The following is a 19,791-nucleotide window of genomic DNA, read 5'->3' as shown; positions in this document are numbered from 1 at the left end:
TTACATATGAAAAGAAGAATCAAACATGTAACGGTTCTTGGTTCAGGAATTATGGGAAGCGGTATCGCAGCTCACTTCGCCAACATTGGTGTTGAAGTATCACTCTTGGATATTGTTCCTTTTGAACTTACTGAAGCTGAACAGAAAAAAGGTTTGACCAAAGATGATAAGGCAGTAAGAAACAGAATTGCTTCCGAAAACTTTGAAAAACTTAAAAAAGCAAGTCCTGCACTTCTTTATTCACCAAAGTTTGCAGACAGAATCAAAATCGGAAATTTCGATGACGATTTACCGAAAATCAAAAACACAGACTGGATCATTGAAGTGGTAGTAGAAAGGCTTGATATTAAAAAGTCGGTTTACGAAAAGATTGAACAGTTCAGAAAACCAGGGACATTAATTTCCTCCAATACTTCCGGGATTCCTATTCACCTGCTGACAGAAGGCAGAAGCGAGGATTTCAAAAAATACTTTGCCGGAACGCACTTCTTCAACCCGGTAAGATATCTTCCTCTTTTAGAGATTATCCCTACTAACGATACAGATCCTGAGATCATTGATTTCTATATGAACTATGGAGCAAAATTCTTAGGTAAAACAACGGTTTTGGCGAAAGATACTCCGGCATTCATTGCCAACAGAATCGGAGTTTTCTCTATGATGGATCTTCTTCATAATGTACAGAAACTAGGACTTACCGTTTCTGATGTTGATAAATTAACAGGTCCGGTTATAGGACGTCCGAAATCTGCAACATTCAGAACAGCTGATGTGGTAGGTCTTGATACATTGGTAATGGTAGCCAACGGTGTTCGTCAGAGCGGTGCTGAAGCCAATGATTTCAATGATGTTTTTGCACTTCCTGACTATATCCAGAAGATGATGGATAATAAGTGGCTAGGTTCAAAAACAGAGCAGGGATTCTATAAAAAAGTGAAAAATGCAGAAGGAAAATCTGAGATTCACGGATTAAACCTTGATACTTTAGAATATGAACTACAAGGAAAATCATCATTCCCTACCCTGGAATTAACAAAATCTATTGATAAGCCGATAGATAGATTCAAAGTGCTGATCGGTGGTAAAGATAAAGCCGGAGAATTGTACAGAAAATCTCTGGGAGCATTATTCGCTTATGTCTCGCACAAAGTTCCTGAAATCTCTGACGAAGTTTATAAAATCGATGATGCCATGAGAGCCGGTTTCGGATGGGAAAACGGACCGTTCGAAATCTGGGATGCCGTAGGTGTTCAGAAAGGTATTGAACTGGCAAAAGATGCAGGATATGAAGTTTCGGATTGGGTAAAAAATGTAGAAACTTTCTATAAAGTTAATGATGAAGGACAAAGTATTTATGTTGATAAAAACTCAGGAGAATACAACAAAATTCCTGGTCAGGATGCTTTCATCATTTTAGATAATATCAGAAAAAATAAAACACTTTGGAGCAATTCAGGTGCTGCTATTCAAGATTTGGGAGACGGAATTATCAACTTTGAGATCCGTTCAAAAATGAACTCTCTTGGAGGCGAAGTTCTTGACGGATTAAACAGAGCCATTGATTTAGCAGAAAAAGAGTACGACGGATTGGTCATCGGAAACCAGGGAGCAAACTTCTCTGTAGGAGCCAACCTTGCCATGATCCTTATGATGGCTATCGAACAGGATTGGGATGACCTGAATATGGCGATCGCTTACTTCCAGAAGTCCATGATGAGAGTTCGCTATTCTTCTATTCCTGTGGTAGTTGCTCCTCACGGAATGACTTTAGGTGGAGGCTGCGAAATGACAATGCATGCAGACAGAGTGGTTGCAGCCGCAGAAACATATATCGGACTGGTAGAAACCGGAGTTGGGGTAATCCCTGGCGGTGGTGGTACTAAAGAACTGACTTTAAGAACTTCCAGAGAATTCCACAATGATGATGTTAAAAATAACAGACTTCGTGACGCTTTCATGAACATCGCTATGGGTAAAGTGGCTACTTCAGCTTATGAAGCTTATGATATGGGAATCCTTGAGAAAGGAAAAGACATCGTTTCCGTAAGCAAAAACAGACAGATTGCTGAAGCTAAAAAAGTAGCGAAACTGTTAGCAGAACAAGGTTATACACAGCCCATTGAACAGAAAGTGAAAGTTTTAGGTAAAGATGCATTAGGAATGTTCTATGTAGGAACAGATCAGATGTTAACCGGAAACTATATTTCTGAACATGATAAGAAAATTGCAGATAAGCTAGCCAACGTAATGGTAGGTGGAAACCTGTCTGAACCTACAGTTGTTACAGAACAATATCTGCTGAACCTTGAAAGAGAAACTTTCTTACAGCTTTGCGGTGAGAGAAAAACTCTGGAGAGAATTCAGTACATGTTGCAGAATGGAAAACCGTTGAGAAACTAATCATTTCAAAAAAAGATTAACGAACACTTTGTCATTCCGAAGAATCTAAACTTTGTAGAGAGGCTTCCAGCATGATAAACAGTACGATTAATTTTTTATAACAATTAATTAATAAAACAATGTCAAAGACAGCATACATAGTAAAAGGATTCAGAACAGCAGTAGGAAAAGCGCCAAAAGGCTCTCTGCGTTTTACACGTCCTGATGTGATGGCGGCTACCGTTATTGAAAAATTAATGGCTGAGCTTCCGCAATTAGATAAAAACAGAATTGATGACCTTATCGTAGGAAATGCAATGCCTGAAGCTGAACAAGGGCTGAACGTTGCACGTCTGATCTCTCTGATGGGATTAAATACCGATAAAGTTCCGGGAGTTACCGTAAACAGATACTGTGCTTCAGGAAGTGAGGCGATTGCCATTGCTTCTGCAAAAATTCAGGCTGGTATGGCGGATTGTATCATCGCAGGCGGTACCGAATCAATGTCATATATTCCAATGGGAGGTTATAAGCCTGTCCCTGAAACGGATATCGCAAAAACAAATCCTGACTATTACTGGGGAATGGGTTACACTGCTGAAGAAGTGGCGAAACAATATAAGATAACAAGAGAAGAACAGGACCAGTTTGCTTTTGAATCTCACATGAAAGCTTTAAAAGCGAATCAGGAAGGCAGATTTGCCAACCAGATCGTGCCGATTCCTGTAGAATATAACTTTCTTGATGAAAATCAGAAACTACAAACTAAAAAGTTTGATTTTTCAGTTGATGAAGGTCCAAGAGCTGATACTTCTTTAGCTGGCCTGGCAAAATTAAGACCAGTATTTGCCAACGGAGGAAGCGTAACTGCCGGAAACTCTTCTCAGATGAGTGACGGAGCAGCTTTCGTAATGGTAATGAGTGAGGAAATGGTAAAAGAATTAGGATTAGAGCCTGAAGCAAGATTAGTAGCTTATGCAGCTGCCGGACTTGAGCCAAGAATCATGGGAATGGGGCCTATCTACGCTATCCCGAAAGCGTTGAAACAAGCAGGTCTTGAATTAAAAGATATCGATTTGATCGAGCTTAACGAAGCTTTCGCCTCTCAGTCAGTGGCGATCAAGAAAGAATTAGGTTTAAATCCTGACATTTTAAATGTAAACGGAGGAGCTATCGCCCTTGGTCACCCGCTTGGATGTACAGGAACAAAGCTTACCGTTCAGCTTCTTGACGAAATGAGAAAGCGTGGCAACAAATACGGAATGGTTTCTATGTGCGTAGGAACCGGACAGGGAGCAGCTTCTATTTTCGAACTCCTTTAATAGACAAATAGAGAATGGACGGATAGATAATAAACTTAAAGACACCAAAAATGTATGAATGATTTTAAGAGGCACAATTTTAAGAAGCTTAAAATTTGGCAAATGAGTATGGAATTATCAAGATTAACTTTAGATCTTACAGATACTTTTCCGACTTATGAAAAGTATGGTTTGAAAAATCAAATGGACAGATGTGCAATTTCAATTCCATCAAATATAGCTGAAGGTTCAAGCAGGACAAATAAGTCTTTTAGTCATTTTTTAGATGTTTCTTTAGGTTCTTCATTTGAATTGCAAACACAAATATTGTTAGCAAATCATAGAAAATATTTATCTGATGAAAAAACTGAAATCTTTGAAATTAAGATTGAAGAATTTCAAAAAGCAACAATGGTATTTCAGAATACTTTAAACAAAGACTAAGAAAAGAATAAGAGGTAATAGAACGAAAGAAAATAGACAAGGATGAAAGTCTATCATCTATTTGTCTATTTTCTAAATGTCTCAAAAATTAAATAACAAAATAATATATGGCTACATTAAAAGGCGGGGAATTCCTGATCAAACAAATTCCTGCAAATGAAATTTTCAGTATTGAAGAACTGAATGAGGAGCAAAAGATGCTTCGTGATTCGGCAAAAGAATTCATAGACAGAGAGGTAGTTCCTCAAAAAGAGCGTTTCGAAAAGAAAGATTATGCATTTACAGAAGAAACTATGCGTAAACTGGGAGAAATGGGAATGTTGGGGATTGCTGTTCCTGAAGAATACGGAGGTCTTGGAATGGGATTTGTGACTACAATGCTTGCCTGCGATTATCTTTCCGGAACAACGGGTTCTTTGGCAACAGCTTACGGAGCACATACCGGAATCGGAACTCTTCCTATCGTTCTTTACGGAACCGAAGAGCAAAAGAAAAAATATCTTCCGGATTTAGCAACAGGAACAAAATTCGGAGCTTACTGTCTGACAGAGCCTGATGCTGGTTCTGATGCCAACTCAGGAAAAACAAGAGCAAAACTTTCCGAAGACGGAAAACATTATATCATCAACGGGCAGAAAATGTGGATCTCTAATGCAGGATTTGCAGATACATTTACATTATTCGCTAAAATTGATGATGATAAAAATATCACAGGATTTGTAATCAACAAATCTGAGCTTGAAAACCCTGAAAGTTTAACTTTCGGTGAAGAAGAGCATAAATTGGGTATCCGTGCTTCATCTACACGCCAGGTTTTCTTCAATGACATGAAGATCCCTGTAGAAAATCTTTTAGGAGAAAGAAACAATGGTTTTAAAATCGCTTTAAATGCATTGAACGTAGGCCGTATCAAGTTAGCAGCAGCGTGTCTTGATGCACAGAGAAGAATCTTAAACCACTCTATCCAGTATTCTAACGAAAGAAAGCAGTTTGGTGTATCCATTTCCACATTCGGGGCTATCAGAAAGAAAATTGCTGAAATGGCAACCGGAGTGTTTGTAAGTGAGGCTGGTTCTTACAGAGCTGCTAAAAATATTCAGGATAAAATTGATGAATTGGTAGCAGCCGGATTAAGCCACCAGGAAGCAGAATTAAAAGGTGTTGAAGAATTTGCTGTAGAATGTTCAATCCTGAAGGTATTTGTGTCTGACCTTGCTCAGCATACTGCAGATGAAGGAATTCAGGTATACGGAGGGATGGGATTCTCTGAAGATACGCCTATGGAAGCAGCATGGAGAGACTCAAGAATTTCAAGAATTTATGAAGGGACAAACGAAATCAACAGATTATTAGCTGTAGGAATGCTTATCAAGAGAGCAATGAAAGGTGAATTAGACCTCTTGTCTCCTGCAATGGCTATCAGCAAAGAATTGATGGGTATTCCTTCATTTGAAGTTCCTGATTACTCAGAATTCATGAGTGAGGAAAAAGCAATTATCGCAAATCTTAAGAAAGTATTCTTAATGGTTTCCGGAGCTGCTCTTCAGAAATATATGATGGATATTGAGAAACAACAGCATTTATTATTGAATGCCTCTGAAATCCTGAACCAGATCTATATGGCAGAATCTGCTGTGTTAAGAGCAGAAAAACATTTCTCTCCTGATTCTGTAGAAGCAGCTATGGCTCAGCTGAACCTTTACAAAGCTGTTGAGAAGATTATCACTGCGGCTAAAGAAGGAATTGTATCTTTCGCTGAAGGAGACGAGCAGAGAATGATGCTTTCAGGATTAAGAAGATTCACGAAGTATACCAACCATCCGAATGTAGTAGCTTTAACCGAAAAAATTGCTGCTCATTATATTGAAAAAGGATCTTATTAGTCTTTAATAACATAAATTTGATTCAGCGTCCCAAAATTGGGACGCTTTTTCTTTTCACCCCTATTTATTATGATTATCATTGGATTTATTAACAATCATTAAATACATTCAAAAAAAATCATTATTTTTATTCTAAATTAAATAACACATGAAAATCTTATTATTTCCGATATTCCTTATTTCAGTGGCTTTCTCAGCACAAAAAAAAGAAGATGTAATCCTTGTTCCCAAAGTTGATACAACAAAAATCGTTTCTAAAAGAAAATTCCCCGGGTATTTTGCTGTAAAACCTGAGCTTCCTCAAAAAGAACTTTATAAAATATTAGCAGTTAAACCTAAAGATACTACCCTCTATCTGGCTTTAAAAGAACCAGCAAAAGATTACTCTCAATATAAAATTCTGAATGCCATTACACGTGAAAAACTCGATATAAATCCGAAAAAAACAACACAATCGAAATAAAACAACACAAACTAAAAACTATTATCATGGGAAAATTTATTATCTCTAAACGATCAAACGGTGACTTTCAATTCAACCTTAAAGCAGGAAACGGTCAGGTTATTTTAACCAGCCAGGGATACAGCACCAAACCTTCATGCGAAAACGGAATTACATCGGTAAAAACCAACGCTCAGGAAGATTCAAAATTTGAAAGAAACACAGCCAATGATGGCAGATGTTATTTTAATCTGAAAGCAGGAAACGGACAGATCATAGGAACCAGCCAGATGTATGAATCTGATAATGGTATGGAAAACGGAATAGAATCTGTAAAAAACAACGCTCCGCATGCTCACATAGAGGATGAAACTACGATGTAAAAATCATCTGAAATATTATGGATAAAAATGCCTTAGTTTTTAAGGCATTTTTTATTTTTGTACTCTATTTTTCATTAAAAATGACAAAAGAAGAATTACTGAATAAAGCAATCAAAATCGCCGATAAGGCTCATAAAGGACAAACCGATAAATACCATGCTCCATACATTGCCCATGTAATGCGTGTGATGAACTATGGTAAGACACTGGATGAAAAAATCGTAGGGGTACTGCATGATGTGGTAGAAGACCACCCACAGGAATTCAGTCTGGATTATTTGAGATCGGAAGGGTTTCCAGAATATATTATCTTCGCCATCAGCTGCCTTACAAAGCTGGATCCGGAAGAAGATTATGACGAATTTATCAAAAGAACAGAAAGATCTCTCCTTTCCGTTGCCGTAAAACTGAATGACCTTCGTGACAATATGGACCTTAGAAGGGTAAACCGAGAGCTTACTCCTAAGGATATCAAAAGATTCAATAAATATCTGAAAGCCTATCGTTATCTGATAGAGAAATATTAAAAAAAACATGACTAATAACCTACCCAAAATTTCATCGGCTTATCAATCTAAGCTGGTATCTGCTATTGCATCCATTTCAGTTTTTTTCCTGATATACCTGATACTTATACTTGTCTCTTTGCTCATGATATTCTTATTAGGATATGGAGCCATAAAAATGCTGAGTATTGCTGTTAATTATTTTACCGTTTTAGCGGCAGCAGGACTCTTAAGTGTAGGTATTTTTGTGTTTATATTTCTTGTTAAGTTCATTTTCAGAAAAAACCATTACAGTACCCGTCATTTACTGGAAGTGAACAGATCTCATCAGCCACAGCTGTTTGCGATCATTGATGAAATTGTGGCTGAAACAGGAGTGAAAGCGCCTCAAAAAGTTTTCCTTTCTCCGGATGTAAACGCCAGTGTAAGCTATAATTCTATTTTCTGGAGCATGTTTCTACCTGTTAATAAAAATCTGACAATTGGTGTTGGGTTGATCAACTCTACAAGTGTAGGAGAACTGAGAACAATTCTGGCTCATGAATTTGGGCATTTCTCTCAGAAAAGCATGAAAGTGGGTGGCTATGTGAATCAAGCTGAAAAAATAATTTTTGAAACCGTTTACAATAATAAAGACTACGAAAACTTTATAATGGAGTTTTCAGGAGGAAATGCCATTTTTAAAATTTTTGGTCTTATTTCTGTCAGTTTCATTAATGCATTTCAATCCGTTCTTAAAAGTATATCCAATTTTCTTTTTAAAAACCACGCTTCCCTTCAAAGAGAAATGGAATATCATGCAGATGCTATTTCAACATACATAACCAATCCTGATGAACAGACGTCATCTTTATTAAGGCTGGAATTAAGTGATGTTGCTTTTAATTATTCTTTTAATTTTTACATTGGAAGCAATCAGAAATATCTTCCGAAAGACCTGTATAAGAATCAGTTCTCTTTGATGAAAATTTTATCTGAAAGAAACAATCATCCTTACGTAAACGGACTTCCTAAAATAGATGCTGAAGATCTTACCCGCTATAATAAATCCAGAATAGAAATTGAAGATCAATGGACGTCACATCCCGATATTTTAAAAAGAGTTGAAAGGATTAAAACAAACAAAACCAGAAATATAGCAGCAGACCATAGATATGCAAAAGAAATAATCAGCGGATTTGATAAGATCTGCGAAATTATGACCTCAAAATATCTGACTCTACATGCTGTAAAAAACGTAGGTGAAGTATTAGAAGATGAAACTTTCATCAAACTTTACCTGGATGATAATATTTATAAGACGCTCAGTTCAAATTTTAATGGATATTACGAAAGACACAACCCTGTTATAGAAAATATTGAATCTGTCATTTCTGACATATCCTCTCATCATGATGTTGATCTTTTTAGTGACAAAAAAGTATCTTTAGTCTACGAAAAAACAGGAATAGAGAATGATATTCAGACACTGCAATATCTGGCTTCCTATCCGAAAGAAATAAAGACATTCAGATTTGACGGTACTCTATATAAAGCGAAAGATGCAGCAAGTCTTATTCCTAATCTTGAAAGTGAACTGAAGAGAGTAAAAGATGAACTTCTGAAAAATGATAAAGCAATTTTTCAGCATTATTACCATATTTCCAATGAGGATATTAAGAAACAACTTCTTAGCAAGTACAGGAATTTTGCAGTATTAGACAGGGAGTTCGATGTATTTCAGAAAAGTCTTAATGATTTTACGGCATACCTGCAGTTTATGACTGTTACTTTACCGTTTGAAGAAATCCGACAACACAGAGCCAAGCTTTTGAAGGCAGAAGAACCTTTTAAACAAAAGACTAAAGAGCTGATAGAAAACTCAGCTTACAAAGAAGCTTTAAAAGCTGACGATAAAAACCTTTTACAGGAATTTGTAAACTCTGAATATATCTATTTCAACAAAGACAAATACCTTGAGCATGAAGTAAATGCCATATCAATAGTGGTTGAAAAGTATCAGACACTACTGAATGATCATTATCTTAATTCTAAACTTGAGTTACTAAATTTTCAGGCAGAATTAAATAAGAATTAATCTGCTCCCGGGAAATCGTAAGTTTTCGTGTGGTGGTCTGTTCCGTCAATGTTAATGTTTAATGCCAGGTAAATAAAATGTAAATTTTTATTTCCTTTTGCTTCGAATTCACGCTGCCACAGATATCCGCTTACGATACCAAAATAATCATCGATCTGATAGCCGAAACCGCCATAGACTCTGTTTCTGGCGAAAGTAGGCTTCATCGGAGAGACAAAGAAAACCTCATCATAAGCGTTGGCAAAAACAGTTCCTTTCTTTATGGTTTTGGCATTTAGAGGGACACTGACGTTCAGACGATACCTGTAACGCATTCTCTGAGATGTCTGGTCTGTTTTAGGCTCATAGAACCAGCTTTTTTCAGCGCGGAGTCGGTTTTCAAACTTTACGATGCCTTTTTTAAGATCAATAACATCCTGAAGCCATACTCTGAATTCTTCCCTGCTTAAACTATGATCCTTATAATTAACGTACCTTCCAAGTCCTACGAAAGGTTTGTGATTTTTAGTAAGATTATAACCTACTCCTCCTTTTATTTCATAATAATCAGGGTAAGTATAATCTTCATTACCACGCAGCTGTCCTTCTGCATACAGGAAAAATTTAGGATGAAACTTATAGGTCAGAGTTACTGCGTTGAAGCTGGAAATATGTTCCTGTGCTTTAAAGAAAGAAATTCCAAGTAGTAAGCCTAAGCCTATAAAACGTTTCATAAAAAATTTTTGCAAATGTAAATTTTTTAACAATTTGTTAATATTAACTTTAATTAATATTGAATTAACAGCTACTTAATATTAATTGTATACGAAAATCCGATGTGGAACCATCTTTGAGGCATTGCCACACCAAACGCTTCGGTATAATTTGTATTCGTAAGATTGTTAACCAACACATAAACAGAGTAATCTTTACCGGAAAAGCTCAGTTTTTCATCTACAAGATTATAAGTTCCCAGATTTACCCTTTCGTTATAACGGTAAACAAGCTCATTGGTAAAGTTTTTAAGGAATCTGACCTCTAGCTTAGAAATAAACTGATGCTTCAGATTATCCAGAATATACCTTGAAACCAGGCCTTCTTTTTCTTCATATTTACTGTCGATATACGTATATCCAACTGTATATTTCAGCCAGTCTACCGGTCTGTGGCTCCACTCTGCTTCTATTCCTTTGGTTTTGATATCTCCTACATTCTGGGCAAACCATACTTTATCACTGATGTCATTTTTCACCCAGTCAATAGAATTGCTGGAATTTCTTAGAAATCCACTGATTTTAGCTAAAATCCTGTTGTTCTGATATTGATATCCTACCTCAGACGAAACTGCATTTTCAGGCTGCAAATCAGGGTTTCCCTGTTCTGTTCTGCTGACATAATACAGTTCGGTAAAGGTTGGTATACGATGTACTTTCGCAATATTTCCGTAGATTTTATTATTGGCATTAAAGTTATATCCTACATCAAGCCCCGGATAGAAGAAATTACCTTCCTTGGAGTAATTGGCCCACGAAATCCCCGGACTGATATTCAGTTTTTTGTCAAGTAATGAAAAATGATGTTCAAAGAAAACCTGGGAAACAAAACGGTTTCTGTCTCCTAAATTACTGCTCGCCAGAAACTCTTTTCTAAGCTCAACTCCAACTCCGGTTGTTCCCAGTCCCCATTGGTAGCTGGAATTCACTTCTCCACCTACGTTATTTCCGATATGCATATTTCTGTAAAAGTCAGGATCCCATCTGTTGTAAAGATACATATCCTGCCCTCTTCTCCAATACACATTTGAATTAAGTTTAAGCTTTCCGAAAGTCTGCTGGTGGGCCACACTTACAATAGAAGCCTGTGTTTCCTCATACTGTTTTGTAGCACTACTCGAAGCATAAAAACCATTGGCTCCGAATTTCTTTTCTGAAAAACCGGCCTGTATTCTTACATCTCCGTTTTTAATATTCAACTTTCCCTGGTAAAATACATTCCTGATTTCGTAATCCGTATTGAACATATAGCCTTCTGAAGAAGCAGAATTGGCCTGAATAGCATTGGTAAACTTCTCATTTCCCACCTGCGCATTAAATCCAAGACCATACGAACCGTAATCTCCTCCTTCTGCACTGATCTTCACTTTTTTTCCCGGAGTAGTTTTCGTAATGATGTTAATAACTCCGGCATAAGCATTCTGCCCGAAACGTCTTGCTGCCGGGCCTTTTATCACTTCTATTTTCTCTACATCATCCAGGTCTACCGGAATATTCATATTATTATGGCCGGTCTGGGAATCATTCATCCTGATCCCATTTAACAACAGAAGAACCTGTTCAAAAGAGCTTCCACGGAAACCGATATCACTCTGCACACCATTGGCTCCTCTCCTCCTGATATCCATTCCCGGCACCTGCTGAAGAATTTCATCAATACTTTTGGCAGGAGAATTTACGATATCTTCTCTGGTGATAACACTAATGTTCTGGTTGGCGCTTTTATAAGGTGTAGAGATGAATTTTCCCTGAAATTCAATGCTTTCAATATCTGTTGTCTTTTCCTGTGCATTCACCCAAAGTAAAGATCCCAGAAAAAAAGCACTTCCTATCTTTTTGATCATAATCGTTTCCGTAGTTTTTTAACAGGTCCAAAAGTAAGGGAGTTCACCAAGACAGGCAAATGATAGTTGTCATAAAAAAAGATGCAACATCATGCTGCATCTGTGTGAGGGAGTAATTTCTATCTTTTTCTCATTAAATGTGTAACTAGATCTCTGAATAATTTTCTCATTTCTATATTACATATTTACGGGTACAATTTTAAATAATTTTATAATATAAAACAATAGTTAAACAAAAAAAATACAACGTATTAAAAAAAATTAAGTAAAATACCTTAATTTAAACAGGAAAATAGAAGCAAGTCCACAAAACATACTTTTTCTTGTTGTTTATTGAAAATAATATTTCGGTTTTAGTACTCTAATTTAACATTCATTATAACAATTTTTAACAATAAGATATACATCAGATTTTCGCTAAAATTTCGTAATTTTGTTGGTCTTAATTTTACGATGAAAACATTCTTTTTCAACTGGATATTGAAACAGCAATCTTAACAAAATGCTGCTGTGAAACGACAGACGAATTCAGGAATATATTCAATGTTTCAATTGATGACAGCCCCGGTATATGCTGAGGCAATACACCATTATTCTGACAGCCTTATTGCTGTACAGATACTTTAGAATAAACAAAATATGGCTAACACAACAGAAATAGACATAAAAAAACAGATCTTCGTTAAGAATGCACATCTTAACAATCTGAAACATATAGACGTCCTGATCCCGAAAAACAAACTGATCGTTATTACCGGGGTTTCAGGAAGCGGTAAATCATCTTTGGCTTTTGATACCATTTATGCAGAAGGACAGAGAAGATATGTTGAAAGTTTAAGTTCTTATGCCCGTCAGTTTTTGGGAAAATTAGAAAAACCAAAAGTAGACGACATCAAAGGGCTGGCACCATCTATTGCAATTCAGCAGAAAGTAATATCGTCCAATCCTCGTTCTACTGTAGGAACATCTACAGAGATCTATGATTATATGAAGCTTTTATTTGCAAGGATCGGAAAAACTTTTTCTCCCGTTTCCGGAGAAGAAGTAAAAAAAGATTCCGTTTCGGATGTGGTAGATTTTATTAAAGCATCCAAAAAAGACAGTTCTTTTCTATTGACAGCGCCACTGGAATATGATACCGACAATTTTAAGGAGACTTTAAATGTTTTAAAACTGGCTGGTTTCACAAGACTTGAAATCAATGGAAATGTAGCAGGTATTGAAGATCTGGAAAGTTTTGGTTTTACCCCGGAAAAAGGCATGACCATTAATCTTGTGATTGACCGTTTCTCATATGAAGAAGATGAAAGCTTTTTACAAAGGCTCGCAGATTCCATTCAGATGGCATTTTATGAAGGGCGCGGCTATTGTGCATTGAAGAACACAGATACCGGAAAGGTGAAAGAGTTTTCCAATAAGTTCGAGCTGGACGGAATGGAATTCCTTGAACCCAATGTCCACTTTTTCAGCTTTAACAATCCTTACGGAGCCTGTCCGGCATGTGAGGGATATGGTAAGGTCATTGGAATTGATGAAGATCTTGTTGTTCCCAACAAAACACTATCCATCTACGAAGATGCGGTGGTATGCTGGAGAGGAGAAACGATGAGTGAATGGAAAAAGGATTTCATCAAAAAAGCGGGCGACTTCCCTATTCACAAACCTTATCACCAGTTAACAAAAGAACAGAAAAACTTCCTATGGAAAGGTGATGGCAGGAGTAATTTCCCATGCATCAATAATTTCTTCAAAATGCTTGAAGAGAATCTCTATAAAATCCAGTACAGAGTAATGCTTTCCCGCTACAGAGGAAAAACCCTTTGCCCAACATGTGAAGGATTAAGACTTCGTGAAGAAACAAGTTGGGTAAAAGTAGACGGACATAATATCCAGTCGATGATCGAACTTCCTCTGGATGAACTCGCTCCGCTGATCAATGGACTCAAGCTTTCAGAACATGATAAAGAGGTTGCAAAACGGTTATTGTATGAAATTACAACCCGCCTGGAATTTTTATTAAAGGTAGGATTAGGGTATTTGACCTTAAACAGGACTTCCAATACGCTTTCAGGAGGAGAAAGTCAGAGAATCAACCTTGCAACAAGCTTAGGAAGTTCTTTGGTTGGTTCTATTTATATTCTGGATGAACCTTCTATCGGACTGCATTCCAAAGACACTGAAAACCTCATCGAAGTATTGAAAAATCTTCGTGACCTTGGAAATACTGTTATTGTAGTAGAACATGATGAAGATGTGATGAGGGCTGCAGATTACATTATTGATATCGGTCCGGAGGCTGGTTATCTTGGTGGAGAGCTGGTATTTTCCGGAGATTATAAAGACCTGAAAAAAGCCAACACCCTTACTTCAGAATACCTTACAGGAAGACTGGAAATTGAAGTCCCACAAAAACGCAGAAAAGCAAAAGAATGGATTCACATTAAAGGGGCCCGTCAGAATAACCTTAAAAATATTGATGTAGATGTTCCTTTGGAAAATCTTGTTGTAATCTCGGGAGTTTCAGGAAGCGGAAAATCTACTTTGATGAAAGAGATTCTTACCAATGATATTCAGATTCAGCTTGGAATGGGTGGTAAAAAAGGAGACTACGATTCTGTAGAATTCCCGAAAAAGCTGATTAAAAACATCGAATTGATCGATCAGAACCCGATTGGAAAATCATCCCGTTCAAACCCGGTAACTTATCTGAAAGCTTACGATGATATCAGAGACCTTTTTGCTAAACAGAAAGTAGCCAAAATGATGGGTTACAAACCTAAACATTTCTCTTTCAACGTAGACGGCGGAAGATGTGATGAATGTAAAGGAGAAGGCGTGATCAACGTTTCCATGCAGTTTATGGCAGATATCGAACTTGAATGTGAGGTTTGTAAGGGAACACGATTCAAAAATGAGATTCTTGAAGTGAAGTTTGATGAGAAAAATATCTCAGACATTCTTCACATGACCGTAGATGAGGCGTTGGAATTCTTTAAAGATAACAATGAAGAAAAAATCGTAACGAAGCTGAAACCTCTTCAGGAAGTAGGTTTAGGTTATCTTCAATTGGGACAAAGCTCTTCTACCCTTTCCGGAGGTGAGGCTCAGCGTGTGAAGCTGGCTTCGTTCCTTGTAAAAGGAGTAACAACAGACAAAACGTTATTCATCTTTGATGAGCCTTCTACGGGTCTTCATTTCCATGATATTCAAAAGTTATTGAAATCATTACAGGCACTGATCGATCTTGGACACTCGGTGATTGTTATTGAGCATCAACCTGATATCATTAAATGTGCCGACTATATTATTGACATCGGCCCTGAAGCAGGAAAGCATGGTGGAGAAGTTGTTTTCGCAGGAACCCCTGAGGATCTTACTAAAAACAAAAAATCCTACACTGCAAAATATATCAAAGAAAAACTTGAACAATAAATACAATCGGCTGTTTTTGAAACAGCCGATTTTTTATTCAGATTCTTTATCTTTATTAACCATTACAAAATTATTTTTATGCCCTGGAATCCCGAACTATACGACCAGTACAAAGATGTACGTTACAAACCTTTTTACGATTTAGCCGCATTAATCAAGCCTGAAAACAATATTAAAGCGATTGACTTAGGCTGTGGTACCGGAGAACAAACTTCTATTCTGACAGAAAAACTGACAGGTTCTGTATTTTTAGGAATTGATTCATCAGCAGAAATGCTTGAAAAATCGAAGAAGTACGAAAGTGAAAATCTGCATTTTAAGCTCCTGACCATTGAAGAAGCAGCACAATCTGGCCAGAGGTGGGATCTCGTTTTCAGTAATGCCGCTTTGCAGTGGGTGGATGATCATGAAACTTTATTTCCTAAAATCATCGGATTGCTAGCACCAGAAGGTCAGCTAGCCATCCAGATGCCTGTTCAGAATGAAAATATACTGAACCAGATCCTGGCGCAAATGACAGATGAAGAACCTTACGTATCTTATCTGAATCATTTCAAACGGGATTCCCCGGTACTTTCCATGGATGATTATGCACAGATATTATTTGACAACGGAATCCATGATATAGAAATCTTCCAGAAGGTTTATCCTATTATTGCAGATAATCACGAAGCTTTATATGACTTTATCTCAGGAACTGCATTATTGCCTTACCTTGAACGTCTGGACGGAGAACAGAAAGAGAGTTTCATCACCGAATTTAAATCCCGTATCGCAAAAAGATTTACAAAATATCCGGCCATTTATGCCTTTAAGCGTATCCTGATGTACGGACGTAAGAAATAAAGATCTTATTTAATAAGCTGTCACGATTTTGTGACAGCTTATTTTTTAGTATTCTTTAATTTTCAGATTGAGATTGTTTAAACTTTATTATATAAAAACGGGCGCTTCCGTATATAATCTGAATTTTCAATCTGAGAACCCAAAAACTCAGCAAGATCCGCAGCACTGATATTCTCACCCTTACAATCTGTCAGATTTGCTTCAGTTGTAAAATTTTCATCTGTAAGATTGATTAATGGTAACCTGACCAAAGTCCAGTCGAGGTTACTTTCCAGAAGGAGTTCATACTCTTTTTGTTTGTCTGCGGTTGTTTCAGGGTAATTTTGATACATCCATTCTGTAGCCATTTTTACTCTTTCATTTTTTTGATCGGATAATGTATTTACGCTCAATCCGGTAGTGACAATATACCGGCTTATTCCATGCGAGTCCATTGCTTTAATAATATTTCCGGCAGCATCACTGAAGATAGATTTCTCCCCTTTTGGCTGTCCTAAAGTACTCATGACAAGATCAGTTCCCATAATCAGTTTATGGATCGCTGCTTCATCCCTCGCATCTCCTTTTACCGTTTCAATTAAAGGATTCTGAAGGGTAAAGTTTTCAGGATGTCTCAGTAAAAGCTTAAGAGAATGTCCTTTTTCAAGAAGGTGTTTTACCAGATATTGTCCGGATTTTCCTGTTCCGCCGATAACGGCAATTTTATAGGTATTCATAATGATTGTATTTAATATTAAACATCAATAATCAACAGCCTGTTCAATGCTGATGGTCATTAAAACAACAAATGACTTATAGCCTTTTGCTTTGGTTATGATATAATATAAGTATGGGTTCAGAAGATTGAACCTAAGATTTTCAGGTTAAAAAATACCACCTGAACAAGAGTAATATGTATTACGAGATTTTAATGAATTAAAGTTACATTTTTTCCAGCATTAAAAAATCAAAAAATTTATGATTTTGACAACACTTTATAAAACATAAAGTATTTAACTTTGATAACAATCTTACTATCAATACATTCCACCTACACCAAATAAAAATATAATTATATGGAACCATTTACTGTTAACATTCCTGAATCGGTAATAACCGACATGAAAGCCCGTTTACAAAATACGCGATGGCCTGACGAGCCTGAAGATGCCGGCTGGCATTACGGAACCAACGAAACCTATCTGAAAGAACTTATTCAATACTGGATCAATGATTATGACTGGCGGATAAATGAACTGCAGTTGAATCAACATCCTCAGTATACAACACGTATAGACGGAATTCTGATTCATTTTCAATACATCAGGGGAAAAGGTCCCAATCCCAAGCCTTTAATCCTTACGCATGGCTGGCCGGATAGTTACTACCGTTTCCATAAGATCATTCCATTGCTTACAGAGGGTGAGCAAAGCTTTGATTTAGTTATTCCTTCCCTGCCGGGATTTGGATTTTCTGATAAAACAGCAGTCAGCAGTGAAAAGGTCGCAGATCTGTGGAAGAAACTGATGACTGAAGTACTTGGATATAAAAAATTCTGTGCTGCCGGAGGAGATATAGGCATGGGAGTTGTAAAATCACTGACTTCAAAATATCCTGAAATCATAGAAGCTGTCCATCTTACTGATGTAGGTTATCCAACCGGTCAGGAGGATCCGGCAACAATGAGTGAAGAAGAAAAGAAATTTGCACAGTTTGTCCAGCACTGGTGGTATAGTGAAGGTGCTTATGCCATGGTACAGTCTACCAAACCTCAGACGCTTGCGTACGGTCTGAATGACTCTCCCGCAGGACTTGCAGGCTGGATCATAAGTTTTGTGAACGCCGGCGCTCCTCCGGAACTCATCGAAACTGCATTTGGCGGAAAAGACGAAATGCTTACCAATATTATGATTTACTGGGTAACGCAAACCATAGGTTCCTCTGCGAGAATGTATAAAGAAGATGCAGCGGCTTTATGGAGCGGAACTCAGGTTCATCAAAAAACTAACGTTCCCGCAGGTGTGCTTGTATTTCCCCGTGAAGCTCAGTTTCCAAAAGAATGGGCAGAACGGTTTGTAAATGTGACCAGCTTTAAAAAAATGGATGAAGGAGGACATTTTGCCGCATTGGAATTACCGCATATATTTGCAGACGAGTTAAGGTCATTCTTTTATTCTGTCACATAAAAATCAAACCATGAAATATCCTGTATCCATTATTCTTACAATTCCTTTGTTGGTCATGAGCTGTTCTGTTCAAAAAAAGAAGACTGAACACAAGGATTACAAGGTACAACTGGATACCTTAACCCTGTTTGACCAAAGCAGACATCGAAAGATTCCTGTTGCCATTTATCACCCTGAAAACAATAAAAAGATTCCCAACCAACAGGTGATTATTTTCAATCATGGATATGGCCTTAATAAAGGCGGAGATTATTTTGTTTATTCTTATTTAACGGAAATGCTGGCTTCAAAGGGATATTTCACGGTAAGTATTCAGCATGAACTTGCGACAGACAATTTAATTCCTACGGAAGGAATTCCGCAAATCGTGAGAAGACCTTTCTGGCAAAGTGGCTCGGACAATATTCTTTTTGTGATTAACGAACTTAAAAAAACAAACCCTGATCTTGATTTCCGGCATCTTACCTTAATAGGACATTCCAATGGCGGTGACATGGCAGCACTGTTCAGCAATCAGCATCCTAATATGGTGTATAAGCTAATCACAATGGATAACCGGAGAATGTTTCTGCCGAGGACTTCCATTCCTAAAATTTATACTTTACGCTCCAATGATTACCCTGCGGATCAGGGTGTATTGCCTGATGAAGGAGAACAGAAAAAATACCATATCACAGTGCAGCCTACACTGATCAATCATGGTCATATGGACAATAAGGGAAGTGATGAAGAAAAGCGGATCTTAAACAATTGGATCTTACAATATCTTTCAGAACAGTAGTTTCTGAAGATCACCACAAGTTATCCACAAAAAAATGTGGATAACTTGTGAATTTTAACATTTAATTCATGTTTCGTATTGAAATTATCACTACATTTACTATGTAATAAACATCGAAGTGGAAACTTTATTTGCTTTTCTTACTACTATTGAAATTGCAATTAAATTTGAAATAAAAATTTAAGCACAGCATTGTCGGCTGTGCTTTTTATTGTTGTCTAATTAAAAAAATGAGATGTATTATCTACTGGATCTGCCCCTAAAGGGCAGATTCTTTTATCTGTATGCCTTCTACAATAAAGCTTTTAAAACTGATGACTCTCAAAAGCACAATAAAATATTCTCAAACTTCTCTGCAACCTGTGGTTATCTTACTCGTTGGTATTATATTAAATAATTTGTAATTTTATTACTCAAACCAGGCCTCATAGTTCAATGGATAGAATAGAAGTTTCCTAAACTTTAGATCCAGGTTCGATTCCTGGTGGGGCTACAAAAATATTCTTAATCACATGTTATACGGTAACACCTTCAAATAAATCACAAACCGGGCTTT

15 protein-coding genes and 1 tRNA gene are annotated in these 19,791 nt (G+C 37.0%); 13 read left to right on the top strand and 3 right to left on the bottom strand.

The window, feature by feature from the left end; all coding sequences use genetic code 11:
* Positions 1-6 precede the first annotated feature (6 nt).
* The 8 genes from EL165_RS02060 (at position 7) to EL165_RS02025 (ending at position 9,415) form a co-directional block, all read left to right on the top strand.
* Positions 7-2,400 (top strand): 3-hydroxyacyl-CoA dehydrogenase/enoyl-CoA hydratase family protein, encoded by a 2,394-nt coding sequence (locus EL165_RS02060; protein WP_002979842.1) that lies wholly within the window; start codon positions 7-9, stop codon positions 2,398-2,400.
* Between the two features lie 119 nt (positions 2,401-2,519).
* Positions 2,520-3,701, top strand: a complete 1,182-nt coding sequence (locus EL165_RS02055) for an acetyl-CoA C-acyltransferase (RefSeq protein WP_002979843.1) — start codon at positions 2,520-2,522, stop codon at positions 3,699-3,701.
* A gap of 54 nt (positions 3,702-3,755) precedes the next feature.
* The gene (locus tag EL165_RS02050) at positions 3,756-4,124 is read left to right on the top strand and encodes a four helix bundle protein (protein ID WP_002979844.1); all 369 of its coding nucleotides are present in this window, start codon (positions 3,756-3,758) and stop codon (positions 4,122-4,124) included.
* Between the two features lie 107 nt (positions 4,125-4,231).
* Positions 4,232-6,007: an acyl-CoA dehydrogenase family protein gene (locus EL165_RS02045; protein WP_002979845.1), complete on the top strand. Its 1,776-nt coding sequence runs from the start codon at positions 4,232-4,234 to the stop codon at positions 6,005-6,007.
* Between the two features lie 148 nt (positions 6,008-6,155).
* Positions 6,156-6,470: a hypothetical protein gene (locus EL165_RS02040; protein ID WP_002979846.1), complete on the top strand. Its 315-nt coding sequence runs from the start codon at positions 6,156-6,158 to the stop codon at positions 6,468-6,470.
* 26 nt (positions 6,471-6,496) lie between these two features.
* Positions 6,497-6,832, top strand: a complete 336-nt coding sequence (locus EL165_RS02035) for a YegP family protein (RefSeq protein ID WP_002979847.1) — start codon at positions 6,497-6,499, stop codon at positions 6,830-6,832.
* 80 nt (positions 6,833-6,912) lie between these two features.
* Entirely contained in the window at positions 6,913-7,359 is a 447-nt protein-coding gene (locus EL165_RS02030) for a phosphohydrolase (RefSeq protein WP_041461800.1), read from the top strand.
* Between the two features lie 124 nt (positions 7,360-7,483).
* Positions 7,484-9,415 (top strand): M48 family metallopeptidase, encoded by a 1,932-nt coding sequence (locus EL165_RS02025; RefSeq protein WP_228370531.1) that lies wholly within the window; start codon positions 7,484-7,486, stop codon positions 9,413-9,415.
* On the opposite strand, the gene EL165_RS02020 is transcribed toward EL165_RS02025, so the two are convergent.
* Both EL165_RS02020 and EL165_RS02015 read right to left on the bottom strand, forming a co-directional pair.
* Entirely contained in the window at positions 9,412-10,128 is a 717-nt protein-coding gene (locus EL165_RS02020) for a DUF2490 domain-containing protein (protein ID WP_002979850.1), read from the bottom strand. The two genes, EL165_RS02025 and EL165_RS02020, sit on opposite strands and share 4 nt — an antisense overlap.
* A 71-nt stretch (positions 10,129-10,199) precedes the next feature.
* The gene (locus EL165_RS02015; RefSeq protein WP_002979851.1) at positions 10,200-12,011 is read right to left on the bottom strand and encodes a TonB-dependent receptor plug domain-containing protein; all 1,812 of its coding nucleotides are present in this window, start codon (positions 12,009-12,011) and stop codon (positions 10,200-10,202) included.
* A gap of 639 nt (positions 12,012-12,650) precedes the next feature.
* On the opposite strand from EL165_RS02015, the gene uvrA reads away from it, so the two are divergent.
* Entirely contained in the window at positions 12,651-15,443 is a 2,793-nt protein-coding gene (uvrA, locus tag EL165_RS02010) for an excinuclease ABC subunit UvrA (protein ID WP_002979852.1), read from the top strand.
* A 78-nt stretch (positions 15,444-15,521) separates the two neighbouring features.
* A complete protein-coding gene (locus tag EL165_RS02005; RefSeq protein ID WP_002979853.1) occupies positions 15,522-16,289 on the top strand; it encodes a methyltransferase domain-containing protein in 768 nt (255 codons plus the stop codon).
* Between the two features lie 77 nt (positions 16,290-16,366).
* On the opposite strand, the gene EL165_RS02000 is transcribed toward EL165_RS02005, so the two are convergent.
* Entirely contained in the window at positions 16,367-17,005 is a 639-nt protein-coding gene (locus EL165_RS02000; protein WP_002979854.1) for an NAD(P)-dependent oxidoreductase, read from the bottom strand.
* A gap of 339 nt (positions 17,006-17,344) precedes the next feature.
* On the opposite strand from EL165_RS02000, the gene EL165_RS01995 reads away from it, so the two are divergent.
* From EL165_RS01995 to EL165_RS01985, 3 genes are all read left to right on the top strand, one after another.
* Positions 17,345-18,454 (top strand): epoxide hydrolase family protein, encoded by a 1,110-nt coding sequence (locus EL165_RS01995; protein ID WP_002979855.1) that lies wholly within the window; start codon positions 17,345-17,347, stop codon positions 18,452-18,454.
* A gap of 10 nt (positions 18,455-18,464) precedes the next feature.
* Positions 18,465-19,235 (top strand): alpha/beta hydrolase family protein, encoded by a 771-nt coding sequence (locus EL165_RS01990; protein ID WP_002979856.1) that lies wholly within the window; start codon positions 18,465-18,467, stop codon positions 19,233-19,235.
* 421 nt (positions 19,236-19,656) lie between these two features.
* A tRNA-Arg gene (locus EL165_RS01985) sits at positions 19,657-19,728 on the top strand.
* Positions 19,729-19,791 lie beyond the last annotated feature (63 nt).

This window comes from Chryseobacterium gleum, assembly GCF_900636535.1.
Taxonomy (GTDB): domain Bacteria; phylum Bacteroidota; class Bacteroidia; order Flavobacteriales; family Weeksellaceae; genus Chryseobacterium; species Chryseobacterium gleum.
Note: the sequence above shows the minus strand (reverse complement) of the source record. Positions and strands in the feature narration are given on the sequence as shown.